Raw genomic sequence first — 17782 nt, forward strand, 5'->3', positions numbered from 1 at the left:
TATTCGGCACTTATCAAAGCCTTCATAATCTAGGAGAACTATTTGTCAAAAGCTTGAAAACCTTTGTTCATTAGTTCAAAACCCGTAAACCTGTTTTTTTAGTTTTATTAGAGTTTGTAGCATTGCAAATTAATAATAAAAAACTAGCATTTAAATGAAGAAAATAATCTACTTACTGATTGCCATAAGTTCTATTAGTGTTTCTGCACAGGTAGGCATTGGCGTTGAAACTGCAAAAATTAATGCTTCTGCACAATTGGAGGTGAGTTCAACCACAAAAGGATTCTTGGCACCGCGAATGACAAGTGCCCAAAAAGAGGCAATTATTAATCCAGCTTCAGGTTTATTGATTTACCAAACCGATGGTACAAGCGGTTTTTATCATTATAACGGAACTCTTTGGGTTTTTAGTATTGGCGAAAAAGGTATTCAAGGTCTTCAAGGAGAACAAGGAATTGTTGGACTACAAGGTGCAACAGGTGAAACTGGATTAAAAGGTCCCGAAGGCGATAAAGGTCTAACTGGAAACCAAGGTCCTCAAGGTAATCAAGGAATTGTTGGATTGCAAGGTGAAACAGGTGAAACCGGACTGAAAGGTGCTGAAGGAGACAAAGGAGTAACGGGAGACCAAGGACCTCAAGGAGAACAAGGAATTGTTGGACTGCAAGGTGCAATAGGTGAAACTGGATTGAAAGGTGCTAAAGGTCTAACTGGAGATCAAGGTCCTCAAGGAGAACAAGGAATTGTAGGACTACAAGGTGCAATAGGTGAAACTGGATTGAAAGGTGCCGAAGGAGATAAAGGTTTAACTGGAGATCAAGGACCTCAAGGAGAACAAGGAATTGTCGGAATACAAGGTGAAACTGGATTGAAAGGTGCTGAAGGTGATAAAGGTCTAACTGGAGATCAAGGGCCTCAAGGAGAGCAAGGAATTGTGGGACTACAAGGTGAAATCGGATTGAAAGGTGCCGAAGGCGATAAAGGTCTAACTGGAGATCAAGGTCCTCAAGGAGAGCAAGGAATTGTGGGACTACAAGGTGAAACTGGATTGAAAGGTGCCGAAGGCGATAAAGGTCTAACTGGAGATCAAGGTCCTCAAGGAGAACAAGGAATTGTGGGACTACAAGGTGCGACAGGTGAAACTGGATTAAAAGGTCCCGAAGGCGATAAAGGTCTAACTGGAAACCAAGGTCCTCAAGGAGACCAAGGAATTGTTGGACTACAAGGGGAAACTGGATTGAAAGGTGCTGAAGGCGATAAAGGATTAACGGGAGATCAAGGTCCTCAAGGAGAACAAGGAATTGTGGGACTACAAGGTGCAACAGGCGAAATCGGATTGAAAGGTGCCGAAGGAGATAAAGGTCTAACTGGAGACCAAGGTCCTCAAGGAGATCAAGGAATTGTTGGACTACAAGGTGAAATCGGATTGAAAGGTGTAGCTGGAGACAAAGGTGTAGCTGGAGACCAAGGTCCTCAAGGTGATCAAGGAATTGTTGGACTACAAGGAGCAACAGGTGAAACAGGATTGAAAGGTGCTGAAGGCGACAAAGGTGTAACTGGAGACCAAGGTCCTCAAGGAGATCAAGGAATTGTTGGACTACAAGGTGCAACAGGCGAAATTGGATTAAAAGGTCCCGAAGGCGATAAAGGTCTAACTGGAAACCAAGGGCCTCAAGGAGAGCAAGGAATTGTAGGACTACAAGGTGCAATAGGTGAAACTGGATTGAAAGGTGCCGAAGGCGATAAAGGTCTAATTGGACATCAAGGTCCTCAAGGAGATCAAGGAATTGTTGGACTACAAGGTGAAACTGGATTGAAAGGTGCTGAAGGCGATAAAGGCCTAACTGGAAACCAAGGTCCTCAAGGAGATCAAGGAATTGTTGGACTACAAGGTGAAATCGGATTGAAAGGTGTTGATGGCGATAAAGGTCTAACCGGAAACCAAGGTCCTCAAGGAGAACAAGGAATTGTTGGATTACAAGGTGCAATAGGTGAAATCGGATTGCAAGGTGCTGATGGTGATAAAGGTCTAACTGGAGACAAAGGTCCTCAAGGAGACCAAGGAATTGTGGGACTGCAAGGTGCAACAGGTGATAAAGGTCTTGAAGGAGACAAAGGTCTAACTGGAAACCAAGGTCCTCAAGGAGAACAAGGAATCGTTGGACTGCAAGGTGCAATTGGAGAAACCGGATTGCAAGGTGCTGATGGTGATAAAGGTCTAACTGGAGACAAAGGTCCTCAAGGAGACCAAGGAATTTTGGGACTGCAAGGTGCAACAGGTGATAAAGGTCTTGAAGGAGACAAAGGTTTAACTGGTGACAAAGGCGCAACTGGAAATAAGGGTGCTGATGGTGTAGATGGTGCAAACGGAGTAACTGGAGATACAGGATTGAAAGGTGCTGAAGGCGACAAAGGTCCTCAGGGAGATCAGGGAATTGTTGGATTACAAGGAGAAAAAGGGTTAAGTGGCGATAATGGTACACCCACAACAGTGGGCGCTATCAGCGACACATCTAATGCAAACGGGGCTTCTATCACAGCAAACGTTTTGAATCTTGCTCCTGCTAATGCAACAAACGGCGGTGTTGTGACCACCACTGCACAGACTTTTGCAGGTGCTAAAACATTTAGTACAGATGCAGTAATCAATGGGGTTACCATTGGTAAAGGGAATAGCTCCAGTTATGGCAGCACAGCTGTTGGTGTTGATGCCTTAAAAGTAAATACAGGGGTTCTAAATACAGCATTTGGAAACGGTTCATTAGCCGCAAATACTTTGGGACAATTTAATACCGCCCAAGGCTATAATTCATTGATATTTAACACAACCGGAAATTTCAATACTGCCATAGGCCAATCGGTAATGACTGGTAATACTTCAGGACAATTTAATACCGCCCTTGGCGCAAGTGCTATGTCGGGTAATAGTACAGGTTCAAATAATACAACAATTGGTGGTGCTTCTAATGTCAGTCAAAATAATTTAACAAATGCTACCGCACTAGGATTTCAAGCAACAGTCAATGCCAGCAATACGATTCAATTGGGTAATGTTAATGTAACCAATGTAAAAACCAATGGTACAATTACTGCGGGTACCGTTACATATCCTAATACAAATGGTACTGCTAATCAGGTTTTAACTACTGATGGTGCAGGAAATGCAACTTGGGCAACAGCTGCTACAGGAACTCCGAGTGTGGATTTAACCACTAACCAAACCGTAGACGGATTAAAAACTTTTTCCAGCAATGACGGCTTTTTGGCTACGGGAAATTTTGATGTAGGTAATATTTCGTCATTGGGCGCTGGTACCAGGATGATGTGGTATCCTAAAAAAGCGGCTTTCAGAGTTGGCTCTATTGATGACAGTAAATGGGATGATGCCAATATAGGAATAGTTTCCGTGGCTATGGGATACAATACAACGGCCAGCGGAATTGCTGCCACGGCCTTGGGGTATGGCAATACTGCCAGCGCAAATTATTCCACTGCCTTGGGATTTGGGACTATTGCAAGTGGAATTAATTCCATTGCCATGGGAATGAATAATTCAGCCAGGTCTTTTGCAGAAACTGTAATTGGAACCTTTAATACGGATTATACCCCAGCGTCAACATCATCGTTTAACGCCACAGACCATTTGTTTGTAATAGGAAATGGAATAGATGGTTCACCAAGCGACGCCCTTGTGATGTTGAAAAATGGGAACACTACTTTTTCAGGACAAATAAAAACCGGTACAGTTACCTATCCTAACACAAACGGAACAAACGGGCAGGTTTTAACTACTGATGGTGCTGGAAATGCAACTTGGGCAACAGTAGCTGTAGTAACTCCAACAGATCTTTCTGGTTATGCAACAACTACTGCATTGAACAATGAGGTTTTAAGAGCACAAGATATCGAAGCAAAATTAGCTAATGATAAAGCGCCTCTAGCTTCCCCATCCTTTACTGGAGTGGTTACAGTAGGTGGAGATGGACCTAACACAAGCTATTCTTTACCAGCTAATCGCGGTACAGCCAATGATGTGCTAACTACTGATGGTGCAGGAAGTGCAACCTGGGTAACACCCGTTTCTTCAGGTTTCACATTTGAAGTAAGCGATGAACCTACTGTAACTGCTGCAGCACAAACCAGCTTTACCTTAAGTCATGTGGCTGGAGCAAACAGTAAAGTAAAAATGTATATCAATGGGATTAGAATTAGCAATGGAGCTTATGCTGTAAGCGGAACAACGGTAACCTATGATTCAACCAAGAATGGTTCTTATGCCATCTCAGTTGGAGATAGAATTCAATTTGATTTCTCTTACTAAAATTATACTATGAAAAAACTATTGAGAACTTTTGTGATTCTGATTTTATGCTATACCAATCAATATGATTGCATCGCAGGTACAGCGTTCAAAGGCATAGATAATGCGATACGAAATACAATTACACTATCAAATACAGTTGCTACTCCCGATGCCCCAACAAACTTGGTGGTTACTCCCATCAATACTGGAGGGATGATTCAGTTTACCGCCCCTACAAATGAAGGTGGATCAGCTATTACCAATTACGAGTATTCTACTGATGACGGAGCTAGTTGGACAACGCCTTCTCCTGCAGTCACTGAGAGCCCGCTAATCATTAGCAGTGGATTGACAAATTGTACTACTTATCAAGTCAAAATAAGGGCGGTAAATACTGCGGGAATTGGCGCGGCTTCAATAGCAGTAAGTTTGACTCCTAGAACATCAACCTTTGGTACCGATTGGATACGAAGAACGCCATCTGCGATTAATTCATGGATTGGCATCACTTATGGCAACGGTCTTTTTGTGGCAGTGGGTTATAGTGGCTCGGGCAATCGTGTAATGACGAGCCCTGATGGAATTACCTGGACATCCAGAACCTCGGCAGTAGATAACGACTGGCAGAGTGTAACGTATGGCAATGGACTTTTTGTGGCGGTAGCAAAGACGGGGACGGGCAACCGAGTGATGACAAGCCCGGATGGAATTACCTGGACATCCAGAACCTCTGCGGCAGATAACAACTGGACTGGCGTAACTTATGGCAATGGTCTTTTTGTGGCGGTAGCTACAACTGGTACAGGCAATCGTGTGATGATAAGTGCAGATGGAATTACCTGGACAGCTAGTACCTCAGCAGCTGATAATGACTGGAAAAGCGTTACCTATGGCAATGGTCTTTTTGTGGCGGTAGCTAAAACCGGCACAGGCAATCGTGTAATGGTAAGTGCAGATGGAATTACCTGGACAGCTAGTACCTCAGCAGCTGATAATGAATGGTCAAGCGTAACCTATGGCAATGGTCTTTTTGTAGCGGTGTCAGCAACTGGCACGGGCAATCGTGTGATGACGAGTCTGGATGGAATTACCTGGACATCCAGAACTTCGGCGACAGACAATTACTGGACTGGAGTAACCTATGGCAATGGTCTTTTTGTAGCGACACAAATTATAGGTGACAATACTATAATGGTAAGTGCTGACGGAATCAATTGGACTTCAAGGAATTCTCTAAAGTGTATAAGTATCACTTACGGAAACGGGCTATTTGTGGCGATAGATAATTCTGCACTCGGTTATATAGTAACAAGTACGTATTCTATAGCTGCAGATGCTCCAGTAATAACCTCAATTAGTCCAAGAAACAATGCCGCAAGGGTTAGTTTTACGCAAACGATACCCTCAAATATTCAACTCAGCTATTATGAATATTCCATTGATAATGGTAGTACTTGGACAGCAGCCTCTCCTACCTTTACTTCAAGTTCAATAGACATTACGAGCCTAAGTAATGGAACAAGTTATGCTATCAAAATTAGGGCTATAAATTCAGTTGGTCCTTCTTGTGTATCCAATACGATAGAGGTTACCCCTGCTTTAGGCACAGTACCCAATGCCCCCACCAGCTTAGTTTTAACTAACATTAATAATGGAGGATTAATACAATTTGCTGCGCCTGTTAGCGATGGTGGATCTACCATCACCAATTATGACTATTCTACCGACAATGGGAACACCTGGACAACGCCATCTCCAGCCATTTCCACAAGCCCGCTGATTATCAGCAGTGGATTAGTGAATTGTACGGCTTATCAGGTAAAGCTGCGTGCAGTAAACACTAATGGTTCAGGAAGTGCATCTTCAGTTGTTACCTTAACTCCTAACACTTCAATTGAATCTGGAATTTCATGGATTTCGAGAACCTCGGCAGCAGATAACAGCTGGAACAGCATAACCTACGGTAATGGGCTATTTGTGGCGGTAGCATATACTGGCACGGGCAATCGTGTAATGACAAGCCCGGATGGAATTACCTGGACATCCAGAACCTCGGCAGTAGATAACATCTGGCAATCAGTTACTTATGGCAATGGGCTATTTGTGGCGGTAGCAAATACGGGCACTGGCAATCGTGTAATGACGAGCCCGGATGGGATTATCTGGACATCAAGATTATCGGCAACGGATAATACTTGGACTTCCATTACTTATGGAAATGGGCTATTTGTGGCGGTTGCAAGTGGCACAGGCAACAAGGTCATGACGAGTCCCGATGGAATCACCTGGACATCAAGAATATCGGCAGATAACAACTGGGCTTCCATTACTTACGGCAATGGTCTATTTGTCGCGGTGTCGAGTGCTGGTAGTAACGGTATTATGACGAGTACTGATGGGGTAACCTGGACCACAAGAGTCCCACCGGTAAATATTTCCTTGAGGTCAGTTAGCTATGGCAATGGTCTATTTGTCGCAGTGGCTAGTACTGGTACTGGCAAACGAGTGATGACTAGCCCGGATGGAATTACCTGGACATCCAGAACCTCGGCAGCAGATAACTCCTGGAAGTCCGTTGCCTATGGCAATGGGTTATTTGTGGCGGTAGCAAATACGGGCACTGGCAATCGTGTAATGACGAGCCCGGATGGGATAACTTGGACTTCGAGAACATCGGCAGCGGGTAATAGCTGGGCTTCCGTTATCTATGGCAATGGGGTGTTTGTGGCAGTGGCGATAACTGGTACTGGCAACAGGGTTATGACGAGCAGTTTTTCTCCTGTGGCAGATGCCCCATTTATTACTTCAGCACCGGTTAGTGGAACTACAGCCACAGTTGCTTTTACGCAATCAATTTCTGCATTTGCACCGGCAATAACTAATTATCAATATTCTATCGATAATGGAGCAAGTTGGACCGTCTTATCACCTGCTGCAACAACCAGTCCAATTACGATAAGTAGCTTTACAGAAGCTACAAATCAAATCCAATTGCAAGCGATAAACAGTGTAGGCATTTCCTGTCCGGCAATCTATTTAGTCGTGGGCAGTAATCTTAATAAGTATGGTCAAAAAACTTTAACGTCCTCTGAATTTATAAACAAGAATGGTGCTCTCGGTTTGTGGGCGATTCGTTCCACAGGAGAAAGTATAGCCTATTCCCCTGCGCTTGCTGTCACAGATGTGGTTACTACCATTTCTGCTACAACTGCCAGCAGTGGCGGGAATATTAGTTCTGACAGAGGAGCTACCGTTACGGCTCGTGGAGTTTGCTGGAGTGTAACTACTAAGCCTACAACCGCCAATAGCAAAACAACCGATGGTAGTGGAATTGGAACTTTTACAAGTGCTATTTCAGGTCTTGCCTCTGGTACCAAGTATTACGTACGATCCTATGCCACAAATAGCGTTGGCACCACATATGGTCCAGAAGTTAGTTTTACAACGCTGTAAATTCCGCTTATTATTAAAAAGAAGTAAGCGCTTTTAATACCTATAAATAAATGAAAAATACTATTCTATCTCTCCTACTCTGCTTCTTTGGTCTTTTGGCCAAGGATTTGCAGGCCCAAGTGCTCTCGGTAGCCTCAGGCTCAGGGTTCAATATCAAGTCAGGCACCGTGGTTAGCGCCGCGGGCCTAGACCTGACACCCTCCGCTGATTTTAGTCTCAAAGCGAGTCTTTCTGGTGGCACTACCGTAAGTAATACGACAACGATACCCTCTATCAAGAGAAGTTATCAATTTAGCTGCACCACTGCATCGTTTAACGGTGCGTTGAAAATCAATTATCAAGACACAGAACTCAATGGGCTTACTGAAAGCAGTTTGAAATTGCTCTATAACAACGGTAGCGCCTGGACTATAGACAACAGCAGCACTAATAATGCAACTGACAATTTTGTATTGACCTCCTTAAGTACTAAAACCCTGAACGAGTTAAGTTTGGGCTATTGTATGGTTCCTAATGCACCAACAGTTAGTGGTGTTGCGGTTTGCAAAGGAACTTCGGCAACCTTAAATACTAGTAGTCAGGGCACCATCAATTGGTACAATGCGTCGACAGGCGGTAGTTTGTTGTACACTGGTAGCACTTATGTCACGCCACCGCTGAGTTCTTCTACAACCTATTATGTGAGTGCCACTACTTGTGCCACCAGCATTAAAAGAACAGAAGTAAAAGTTACCGTTAGCACGCCCGCTTTAGCTACCACAATATCAGGAGCAGGAACATTATGCTCTGGCAATACCAAAGTATTGACATTGACAAAAGGATATGTGGGGGCTATAAAATGGCAAATTTCCACAGATGGTATTGCCTTTACGGATGTAACTCCTGCGGTATCAACTGCCAGTTATTCAATTCCAAAAACGCTTCCTGCAGCCAAATCATATTCGTTTAGAGTGGTTATGACCAGCGGTGCCTGTTCCGCAACCACTAAACCTGTTGTGATTAGTATTGCTCCGGCTGCGGTTACTGGAACCATAGCAGCCAGCAATACGGTTTGTTCAGGAAGTGCCACAAAATTAGTGCTAACTGGTAATGTAGGAACCATTCAATGGCAATTAGCCACTACGGCAACCGGAACTTATTCGAATATCAGTGGGGCGACAGCGGCAACTTATACCACTCCGCTTTTGACGACTTCGGTTTTCTACAGAGCAATGGTAACCAGTAATGGGTGTTCGTCAGCGACTGCCGGCTTTGGAATTACGGTTCAAAAAGCTGTTGCAGGTACTGTTGCAGGAGTTCCTACTTCAAGTGTTTGTTTAACTACTCCCCCAACCTTATCTTTAAAAGGATCTTCGGGAAGCGTTTTTCAGTGGCAATCAGCCACCACAAGTACAGGCACCTATACGGCTATTACAGGAGGGACTTCTAGCACATATGTTGCCAATAATTCCAAAGTTGCAGAAACACGCTACTACAGGGTTGCTGTTTCTTATCCTAATTGTTCGACCGTCTTTACACCAACAGTGAAAGTCACTTTTAAAACGTGTTCTTCTAATTCTAAAGAGGTGGAAGAAATACCAAGCGGTACAAGATTTAGTGTAATGGCTTATCCAAATCCGTTTACGTCGAACTTTAAGTTGGGTGTTACTACATCAAGTATTGGTAAAGTCAACGTAAGTGTGTATGATATGATTGGAAGATTGGTAGAGCAACGCAAAACCGATATATCCGAAATCGCGAATCAGGAAATGGGTAACAATTATCCCTCCGGAGTTTATAATATCATTGTAACACAAGATGCGGATAGTAAAACATTACGAGTGATTAAGCGATAGTTTCTCTTAATTATGAAAATTTGTTTTGAAAGGAATTATAAGCAAAAGCGGTAAAAACCTTTCAACAGTAAATAAAAAAAATAGTACTAAACGAAGAAGAAATTGATTAATCAGTAAAATAATTAGGAATACGCCATAAAAGGCTATTCCTAATTAGGTACTGATTTAAAATTAAATTCATGAAAAAAACAAACCTAGTCCTCCTACTCTTCCTTTTTGGTGCTTTGAACAATACAATTCAGGCACAAGAACTCTCCGTGGAAAAAGGTACGGGATTCAATATCAAGTCAGGCACCGTGTTAAGCGTCGCGGGCTTGGATTTATCGCCCTCCACTGATTTTAGTCTTAGCTCAAGTCTCTCTCTCAGTAGCGCGGTCAGTAATGCTACAATAACTCCTTACATAAACAGGAGTTATCAATTTATCCCTACCACTGAAGCGTTTAGCGGTGTACTGAGAATCAATTATCAAGACACAGAACTCAATGGGCTAGTCGAAATCAGTTTGAAATTGCTTTATAACACAGGAGGTGTTTGGTCAGTTGATAACAGCAGTACTAACGATGTCTCTGCTAATTATGTAAATACTACCTTAACAGCCAAAACCTTAAATGAACTAAGCCTGGGAAATAATACTAATTTAACGGTCGAGGAGTTTCCGATAATTACTAAATTCAGTGTAATGACGTATCCAAATCCATTTGCTAATAGCTTCAAATTGGAAATCACCACATCAAGCCTCGAAAGAGTCAAAGTGAGCATATTTGACGCAATAGGAAGATTGATAGAACAACGCAATACCGATGTATCCGAAATTGCGAATCAGGAAATGGGTAGCAATTATCCTTCCGGTGTTTACACTATTATTGTAACACAAGATCCGGATACTAAGACATTGAGAGTGATTAAAAAATAGAGTACTATAATTTTATAAAGAAGCTACCCGAAAGTAATTTTCAGGTGGCTTTTTTGTTTTTAAGGAAAAAAGTTTTTGGTAGACAATGTGTTATTGATAATGATCAGAATTCCATTCAACAGGACATATTCCTTTTTCTTTCAGATATTCATTTGTTTTACTAAAATGCTTGTTTCCAAACCATTTTCCCTGATTGGCACTCATCGGAGAAGGATGCCCGGATTCTAAAATTAAATGCTTGTTTCGGTCAATTTTCAGTCCTTTTTTATGAGCGAAATTGCCCCAAAGTAAAAAAACAACGTTTTGTTTTTCATCTGAAATTTTTTGGATAACGGCATCAGTGAAAACATTCCATTTTAAATGTTTATGGCTGTTTGGATTGTCTTCTTGGACGGTCAAAGAAGCATTCAAAAGCAAAACACCCTGCTTCGCCCAAGATTCTAAATTTCCTGTTGCAGGAAATAATAAAATGTCCAAATCATCACACATTTCCCTAAAAATATTTCGTAGCGAAGGAGGAATTTTTACTCCGTCATTTACAGAAAAACACAAGCCATTTGCTTCTCCTTTTCCGTGATATGGATCTTGACCAATGATAACGACTTTTAAATCTTTAAAACTACAATTATTAAAAGCGGCAAAAATCAACTCTTTCGGAGGATAACAGGTATGGTTTTTGTATTCTTGATCTACAGTTTTGATTAAATCCTGAAAATACGATTGCTGAATTTCATCAGATAAAATAGATTGCCATTCTGCACGTAAATTAATTTGCATAAATATATTTTATGGCAAAGTTCGTAAAGTTTTTGCAAAGTGAACGAAGAAAATGGTTTTTGACTTTATTACTTTGTAACTTTGGACCTTTGACCTTAGACTTTCAATACAGAAAATGATATCCATCACCGAAAAAACATTACAAGATTTACAATTTACAACTGTACTCGAAACCATTTCGACAATTTGTAATACCGATATTGGTAAACAAAAAGCACTAGAAATTACGCCATTTAAAGACAAAGATTCTTTGATGCAGGCGTTGATGCAGACCTCAGAATACGTGTCTTCTTTTCAAAACAATAATGCGATTCCTAATCATGGTTTTGATGCCATTACGCATGAAATTAAGTTTTTGGCCATTGAAGACAGTTTCCTGGAAGTAGGCAGTTTTAGAAAAATCGCTACCATTTCCGGAACAGTAAATTTCTTGTTGAATTACTTTAAAAAGTTTGATGATTATTATCCAAATCTGAATTCAAGAGCGTCACAGGTAGAATTGACGAAAGATATTATTTTGATGATTGATGATGTCGTTGATAAATATGGAGAAATAAAAGACAATGCTTCTCCTGATTTATTGAACATTCGCCGGAACATGAATGTGGTTCGAGGCAAAGTAAATCAAAGTTTTGGTATGGCGCTTTCACAATATAATGCGTTGGGTTATTTAGACGATATTAAAGAAAGTTTTGTTCAAAACCGTAGAGTTTTAGCGGTTTTAGCTATGTATCGCCGAAAAGTGAAAGGTTCTATTCTTGGCAGTTCTAAAACCGGAAGTATCGCTTATATCGAACCCGAAGCAACATTGCATTATTCGAGAGAACTCAGCAATTTAGAATATGAAGAGAAGGAAGAAATTACCCGAATTTTAAAACAATTATCGAATGCGATTCGGCCTTATTTACCTTTATTAATTCAATACCAGGATTTTTTAAGTGATATTGATGTGATTGCTGCAAAAGCAAAATATGCAAACCGAATTAATGGGATTTTACCAACGATTACAGAGGAAAGACGCCTTTATTTTAGAGATGCCTATCATCCTATTTTATATTTGAATAACAAGCAAAAAAACGAAATTACACATCCGCAAACTATTGAACTGAATCAGGAAAATAGGATTATTGTGATTTCTGGGCCTAATGCAGGAGGAAAAACCATCTCATTAAAAACGGTTGGTTTGCTGCAATTGATGTTGCAATCCGGGATGTTGATTCCGGTTCACGAACGAAGCGAAACTTTTTTGTTTGATAGAATACTTACAGATATTGGAGATAATCAATCTATTGAAAATCATTTAAGTACATATAGTTACCGATTAAAGAACATGAATTACTTTTTGAAAAAATGTAATAGAAAAACCATGTTCCTGATTGATGAATTTGGTACTGGTTCTGATCCGGATTTAGGAGGAGCTTTGGCTGAAATATTCTTAGAAGAGTTTTATCATCGGGAAGCATTCGGGATTATAACCACACATTATTCAAACCTGAAAATTTTAGCGAATGAATTGCCATTTGCTCAAAATGCCAATATGCTTTTTGATGAAAAATCATTAGAACCCATGTATAAATTGGCTTTGGGTCAAGCTGGAAGTTCTTTTACATTTGAAGTGGCGCAGAAAAACGGAATCCCTTTTGGTTTAATTAATAGGGCCAAAAAGAAAATTGAAACTGGAAAAGTTCGTTTTGATAAAACAATTGCCACACTTCAAAAAGAACGTTCTAAAATGGAAAAAACGTCTCAAACGCTAAAAGAAGAAGAATCGAAAGCGCGGGAAGAAGGTAAAAAAATGGAAAATATCAATGTAAAAATTAAGCAAAAACTGGAAAGCTATCAGGAATTGTATGACAGCAATCAGAAAACGATTTACATTGGACAAAAAATAGAAGATATTGCCGAGAAATATTTCAATAATAAAAATAAAAAAGACCTGATTGGAGAGTTTCTGAAAATCATTGAAATTGAAAATTCTAAACGTAGAAAAGCAACTGCCAAGGAAACTAAAGCTTTGGTAGAAAAGAAAAAAGAAATTATTGAGGAAGTTACCGTTCAAGTGGAAGAAATTAGAGCTGCCAAAAAAGAAAAGAAATTAAAAGTAGTAGTCGAGAAACCAAAACCTATTTTGAAAGTGGGTGATCGTGTGAGAATGTTTGACGGAAAAGCAGTAGGAAGCATTGATTCTATTGAAAAAAACAAAGCAACCGTTAATTATGGTGTCTTTACTTCTAAAGTAAGCTTGGATGTTTTAGAATTGGTAGAAGCTGTAAAAAAATAAGTTTAATTATGCAAAACCTTCCTCCCAATAAAAAAATAATTCTCTTTGATGGCGTTTGCAATTTGTGTAATACTGCAGTTCAATTTATTATTAAATACGATAAAAAAGATGTTTTTCGATTTGTTACTTTACAGTCTGATTTAGGACATGAAATTATCAAACACATCGGAATTGATACTAAAGTAATTGATAGTATTGTGCTGTATCAACCCGGAGTTGCTTATTATTATAAATCCGCTGCAGCTCTTGAAATTGCTAAAGATTTAAACGGTATTTTTTATTGGACACGAATCCTAAAAATACTTCCCGAAAGATTAAGGAATAGCCTTTATGATTACATTGCCCGAAACCGCTACAAATGGTATGGAAAAAAAGAGACATGCATAATGCCTACAAATGCATTAAAATTAAAATTTTTATGAAAAAATTGGCAATTATGACATTTATCATGTGTTAGGTTCAACAATCACCCTAAATTTGACTAATCTTAAAAATCTTAATTATGGGAAATTTATCACTATATTCTTGGGGGAACGGTTCATTTATAATGATAGTTGTTTTTGGTTTAGTAATAATTGGTTTAATTGCAGCCGTCTTTATGATGATGAATTCCGATAAAAAGAAGAAATAAGATTGCAAAAAAAAGAGGATATCCTTATCGGTATCCTCTTTTTTGTTTTAAATAACAACCAACTTTTGAGTTTGTTAACTTCTAATCAGTTTTCTGTATTTCAAACGTTTTGGTGTTAAATCACCACCTAAACGTTTTTTCTTATTTTCCTCATAATCAGAGAAGCCACCTTCAAAATAGTATACTTCAGAGTTTCCTTCGAATGCTAAAATGTGTGTACAAATTCTATCTAAGAACCATCTGTCGTGAGAAATAACTACAGCACAACCTGCAAAATTCTCTAAACCTTCCTCTAAAGCACGAAGCGTATTAATGTCCAAATCATTCGTTGGCTCATCTAGTAACAATACGTTTCCTTCTTCTTTCAAAGTCATTGCAAGGTGTAAACGGTTGCGTTCTCCACCCGAAAGCATGGAAACTTTCTTGTTTTGTTCCCCACCACCAAAATTAAATCGGGATAAATAAGCTCTTGAATTTACTTGCTTCCCGCCCATCATGATTAATTCCTGACCGTCAGCAAAGTTTTCCCAAATTGATTTATTAGGATCAATGTTGGAGTGTGCCTGATCTACATAAGCAATTTTTACGGTATCTCCAATTAAGAATTCTCCTGAATCTGGCTTCTCTTCTCCCATTATCATTTTGAAAATAGTTGATTTACCAGCACCATTTGGTCCAATAATACCAACAATTCCTGCTTGTGGTAAAGTGAAATTTAAATTATCATATAACAATTTATCTCCAAAAGCTTTAGAAACATTTTTGGCTTCAATTACATTCGTTCCTAAACGTGGACCATTTGGAATATAAATTTCCAGATTTTCATCCAATTGTTTTTGGTCTTCATTCAATAATTTATCGTAGTTCTGTAAACGCGCTTTTTGTTTCGTTTGACGCCCTTTGGCACCTTGACGAACCCAGTCCAACTCACGTTCTAAATTCTTTCTGCGTTTTGAAGCTACTTTTTCTTCTAATGCCATACGGCTTGATTTTTGGTCTAACCAAGAAGAATAATTCCCTTTCCAAGGAATTCCTTCACCTCTGTCTAGTTCAAGAATCCAACCGGCTACATTATCTAAGAAATATCTATCGTGCGTTACTGCAATTACAGTTCCTGCGTATTGTGCTAAATGTTGTTCTAACCAAAGTACACTCTCCGCATCCAAGTGATTCGTAGGCTCATCCAGGAGTAATACGTCAGGTTGTTGCAACAACAAACGACATAAAGCTACACGACGACGCTCTCCTCCAGATAAATTCTTGATTGGTGTATCGCCTTCCGGAGTACGTAAAGCATCCATTGCAATTTCTAGTTTGGTATCAATTTCCCAAGCTCCCAATGCATCAATTTTGTCTTGTAAAAGCGCTTGACGATCCATCAATTGCTCCATTTTATCGGCATTTTCATAGACTTCCGGTAAACCAAAACTATCATTGATTTTATTGAATTCGTCTAAAACTGCCATTGTTTCGGCAACTCCTTCTCTTACAATTTCAATAACCGTTTTGTTATCGTCTAAAATAGGTTCTTGTTCTAAATAACCTACCGTGTAACCTGGTGCAAACACCACATCACCTTGGTAATTTTTGTCAACGCCTGCAATAATTTTTAATAAGGAAGATTTTCCGGAACCATTTAAACCCAAAATACCAATTTTAGCTCCATAAAAGAAACTCAAATAGATGTTTTTAAGTACCGGTTTATCTGCTCCTTGATACGTTTTACTCAATTTTGACATTGAGAAGATTACTTTTTTATCGTCTGCCATTTTGTTATTTAAATTTAAAAATTCAATATTAATTCTAATTTATACTCTTCCTTTCAAAGAGCTAAAAACCCATGCATTAGCTAAGAATCCTACGCCAACAGCTGCAAATCCCCAACCTGCTACATCATCATATCTAAAAGCGCCTAATCCTATAAGCAACAATCCCATTACAATCATTATCAAAGTAGCCCAGCCTAAGATGGTATTTTTATTCATTCCCATAAATTGTGGTATTTATATTTTAGAGGTGCAAATATCGTGAATTTTACCTGCTAATTAAATATTTTATAAAGCATTTCTCGTAATAAATCCGATTGTGACAGCGCATTAGCACCAACTCCCTTACTTTTTACATCTATGTCACGCAATGCACCAACAATCTGACTCACTTTTCGCATTGGGTAATTGCGTAATGCAACATCATAATCTTTTAGAAAAAAAGGTCTGATACCAAGTACCGCAGCAACATTATTGGGATTTTTATCTTTTAATCCGTGGTATTTTAAGAGCTGCACAAAAAAACCAAAAACTAATCCTGTTGTCACTACCAGTGGATTGTCTTTTGGATTTTTAGCAAAATTATCAGCAATAGAATAGGCTTTTAATTGGTCGCGTTCACCAATAGCTTTTCGCAATTCAAAAATATTATAATCTTTGCTAAAACCAATATTCTCTTCAATATGATGCGGAGTTATGGTACTTCCTTTGGGTAAAATGATTTGTAATTTTTCGAGTTCGTTGTTTATTTTACTCAAATCGGTTCCTAAAAATTCAACCAACATGGCTGTAGCTTTAGGCTCAATTCCATATTTTTTTCCGGATAATACCCGCTTAATCCAGTCGCCAACTTGGTTGTCATACAGTTTTTTACTTTCGTAAACAATCCCGTTTTTGGCAAGAAGTTTAGATAGTTTTTTTCGTTTATCTAACGTTTTATATTTGTAGCAAAGCACTAAAACAGTTGATGGCATAGGATTTTCGGCATAACTGTCGAGTTTATCAATGGTTCTGATTAAATCTTGCGCTTCCTTAACAATGACTACCTGACGGTCTGCCATCATAGGATACCTTTTAGCGGTAGAAACGATATCTTCAATTGTTACATCTCTGCCATAAAGAACGGTTTGATTGAAGCCTTTTTCTTCTTCCGATAAAACATGTTGTTCTATGTAATCTGAGAGTTTGTCAATATAATAAGGCTCCTCGCCCATCAAAAAATATATGGGTTTGATATTACCACTTTTTATATCATTTACAATTTTTACTACTTCATCCATTTTTTTTGGGGTTTAAAGTTTAAAGTTTGCCGCATCGTATGCAACTTTAAACTAAATAACTATTTTTGCTTTATGCAAAAACTGAATTTTCCATTCTATATATTTCGTTTCAAAAATAGCGAAAATAAAGTGTCTATTTTTGATGAAATCAGGAAAAAATTTATCATTCTTACTCCCGAAGAATGGGTTCGTCAGCATGTGGTTCAATTTTTATTAGAGGAAAAAAAGTATCCTAAATCGCTGATAAATGTCGAAAAAGTTTTAAAAGTCAACGGATTACGAAAAAGATACGATGTGGTTGTTTTTAATTCTGACGGCTCTATTTTCATATTAATTGAATGTAAAGCTCCCGAAATTAAAATTTCCCAAGCCACTTTTGATCAAATTGCCCGCTACAATATGACTATGAACTCAGAATTTTTGATGGTAACCAATGGTTTGAATCATTATTTTTGCCAAATGGATTTTGAAAACGAAAAGTATACTTTTCTGGAAAATCTACCTAATTATAATAGTCAGTCCATTTAGGATTCTTAAAAAAA

11 protein-coding genes are annotated in these 17782 nt (G+C 39.1%); 7 read left to right on the plus strand and 4 right to left on the minus strand.

Annotated elements, in window-relative coordinates; translation table 11 throughout:
- Positions 1 to 154 precede the first annotated feature (154 nt).
- From O6P34_RS11415 to O6P34_RS11430, 4 genes are all read left to right on the plus strand, one after another.
- Positions 155 to 4321: a phage tail-like protein gene (locus O6P34_RS11415; RefSeq protein WP_269684636.1), complete on the plus strand. Its 4167-nt coding sequence runs from the start codon at positions 155 to 157 to the stop codon at positions 4319 to 4321.
- 9 nt (positions 4322 to 4330) lie between these two features.
- Positions 4331 to 7756, plus strand: coding sequence for a beta strand repeat-containing protein (locus O6P34_RS11420; RefSeq protein ID WP_269684637.1), 3426 nt, complete (start codon positions 4331 to 4333; stop codon positions 7754 to 7756).
- A gap of 50 nt (positions 7757 to 7806) precedes the next feature.
- Positions 7807 to 9591, plus strand: a complete 1785-nt coding sequence (locus tag O6P34_RS11425; RefSeq protein WP_269684638.1) for a DUF8696 domain-containing protein — start codon at positions 7807 to 7809, stop codon at positions 9589 to 9591.
- Positions 9592 to 9770: 179 nt separating this feature from the next.
- Entirely contained in the window at positions 9771 to 10505 is a 735-nt protein-coding gene (locus O6P34_RS11430) for a T9SS type A sorting domain-containing protein (RefSeq protein WP_269684639.1), read from the plus strand.
- Positions 10506 to 10595: 90 nt separating this feature from the next.
- On the opposite strand, the gene ung is transcribed toward O6P34_RS11430, so the two are convergent.
- A complete protein-coding gene (ung, locus tag O6P34_RS11435) occupies positions 10596 to 11282 on the minus strand; it encodes a uracil-DNA glycosylase (RefSeq protein WP_269684640.1) in 687 nt (228 codons plus the stop codon).
- 115 nt (positions 11283 to 11397) lie between these two features.
- Between ung and O6P34_RS11440 the strand changes: the two genes are divergently transcribed.
- Together O6P34_RS11440 and O6P34_RS11445 are read left to right on the plus strand one after the other, a co-directional pair.
- Entirely contained in the window at positions 11398 to 13563 is a 2166-nt protein-coding gene (locus tag O6P34_RS11440; protein ID WP_269684641.1) for an endonuclease MutS2, read from the plus strand.
- An 8-nt stretch (positions 13564 to 13571) separates the two neighbouring features.
- Positions 13572 to 13985, plus strand: coding sequence for a thiol-disulfide oxidoreductase DCC family protein (locus O6P34_RS11445; RefSeq protein WP_269684642.1), 414 nt, complete (start codon positions 13572 to 13574; stop codon positions 13983 to 13985).
- Between the two features lie 283 nt (positions 13986 to 14268).
- Here the strand turns inward: O6P34_RS11445 and ettA are convergent, their stop codons facing one another.
- From ettA to holA, 3 genes are read right to left on the minus strand one after another with little or no spacing between them, the layout of a single operon-like run.
- Positions 14269 to 15963, minus strand: a complete 1695-nt coding sequence (gene ettA / locus O6P34_RS11450) for an energy-dependent translational throttle protein EttA (protein ID WP_269684643.1) — start codon at positions 15961 to 15963, stop codon at positions 14269 to 14271.
- Between the two features lie 39 nt (positions 15964 to 16002).
- Positions 16003 to 16185: a CAL67264 family membrane protein gene (locus O6P34_RS11455; RefSeq protein WP_229329396.1), complete on the minus strand. Its 183-nt coding sequence runs from the start codon at positions 16183 to 16185 to the stop codon at positions 16003 to 16005.
- A 50-nt stretch (positions 16186 to 16235) separates the two neighbouring features.
- On the minus strand, positions 16236 to 17240 hold the full coding sequence (holA, locus tag O6P34_RS11460) for a DNA polymerase III subunit delta (RefSeq protein ID WP_269684644.1): 1005 nt from the start codon (positions 17238 to 17240) through the stop codon (positions 16236 to 16238).
- 72 nt (positions 17241 to 17312) lie between these two features.
- Between holA and O6P34_RS11465 the strand changes: the two genes are divergently transcribed.
- On the plus strand, positions 17313 to 17768 hold the full coding sequence (locus O6P34_RS11465; RefSeq protein WP_269684645.1) for a type I restriction enzyme HsdR N-terminal domain-containing protein: 456 nt from the start codon (positions 17313 to 17315) through the stop codon (positions 17766 to 17768).
- The last annotated feature ends 14 nt before the right edge of the window (positions 17769 to 17782 follow it).

The sequence above is a fragment of the Flavobacterium lacustre genome, assembly GCF_027474525.2.
Taxonomy (GTDB): domain Bacteria; phylum Bacteroidota; class Bacteroidia; order Flavobacteriales; family Flavobacteriaceae; genus Flavobacterium; species Flavobacterium lacustre.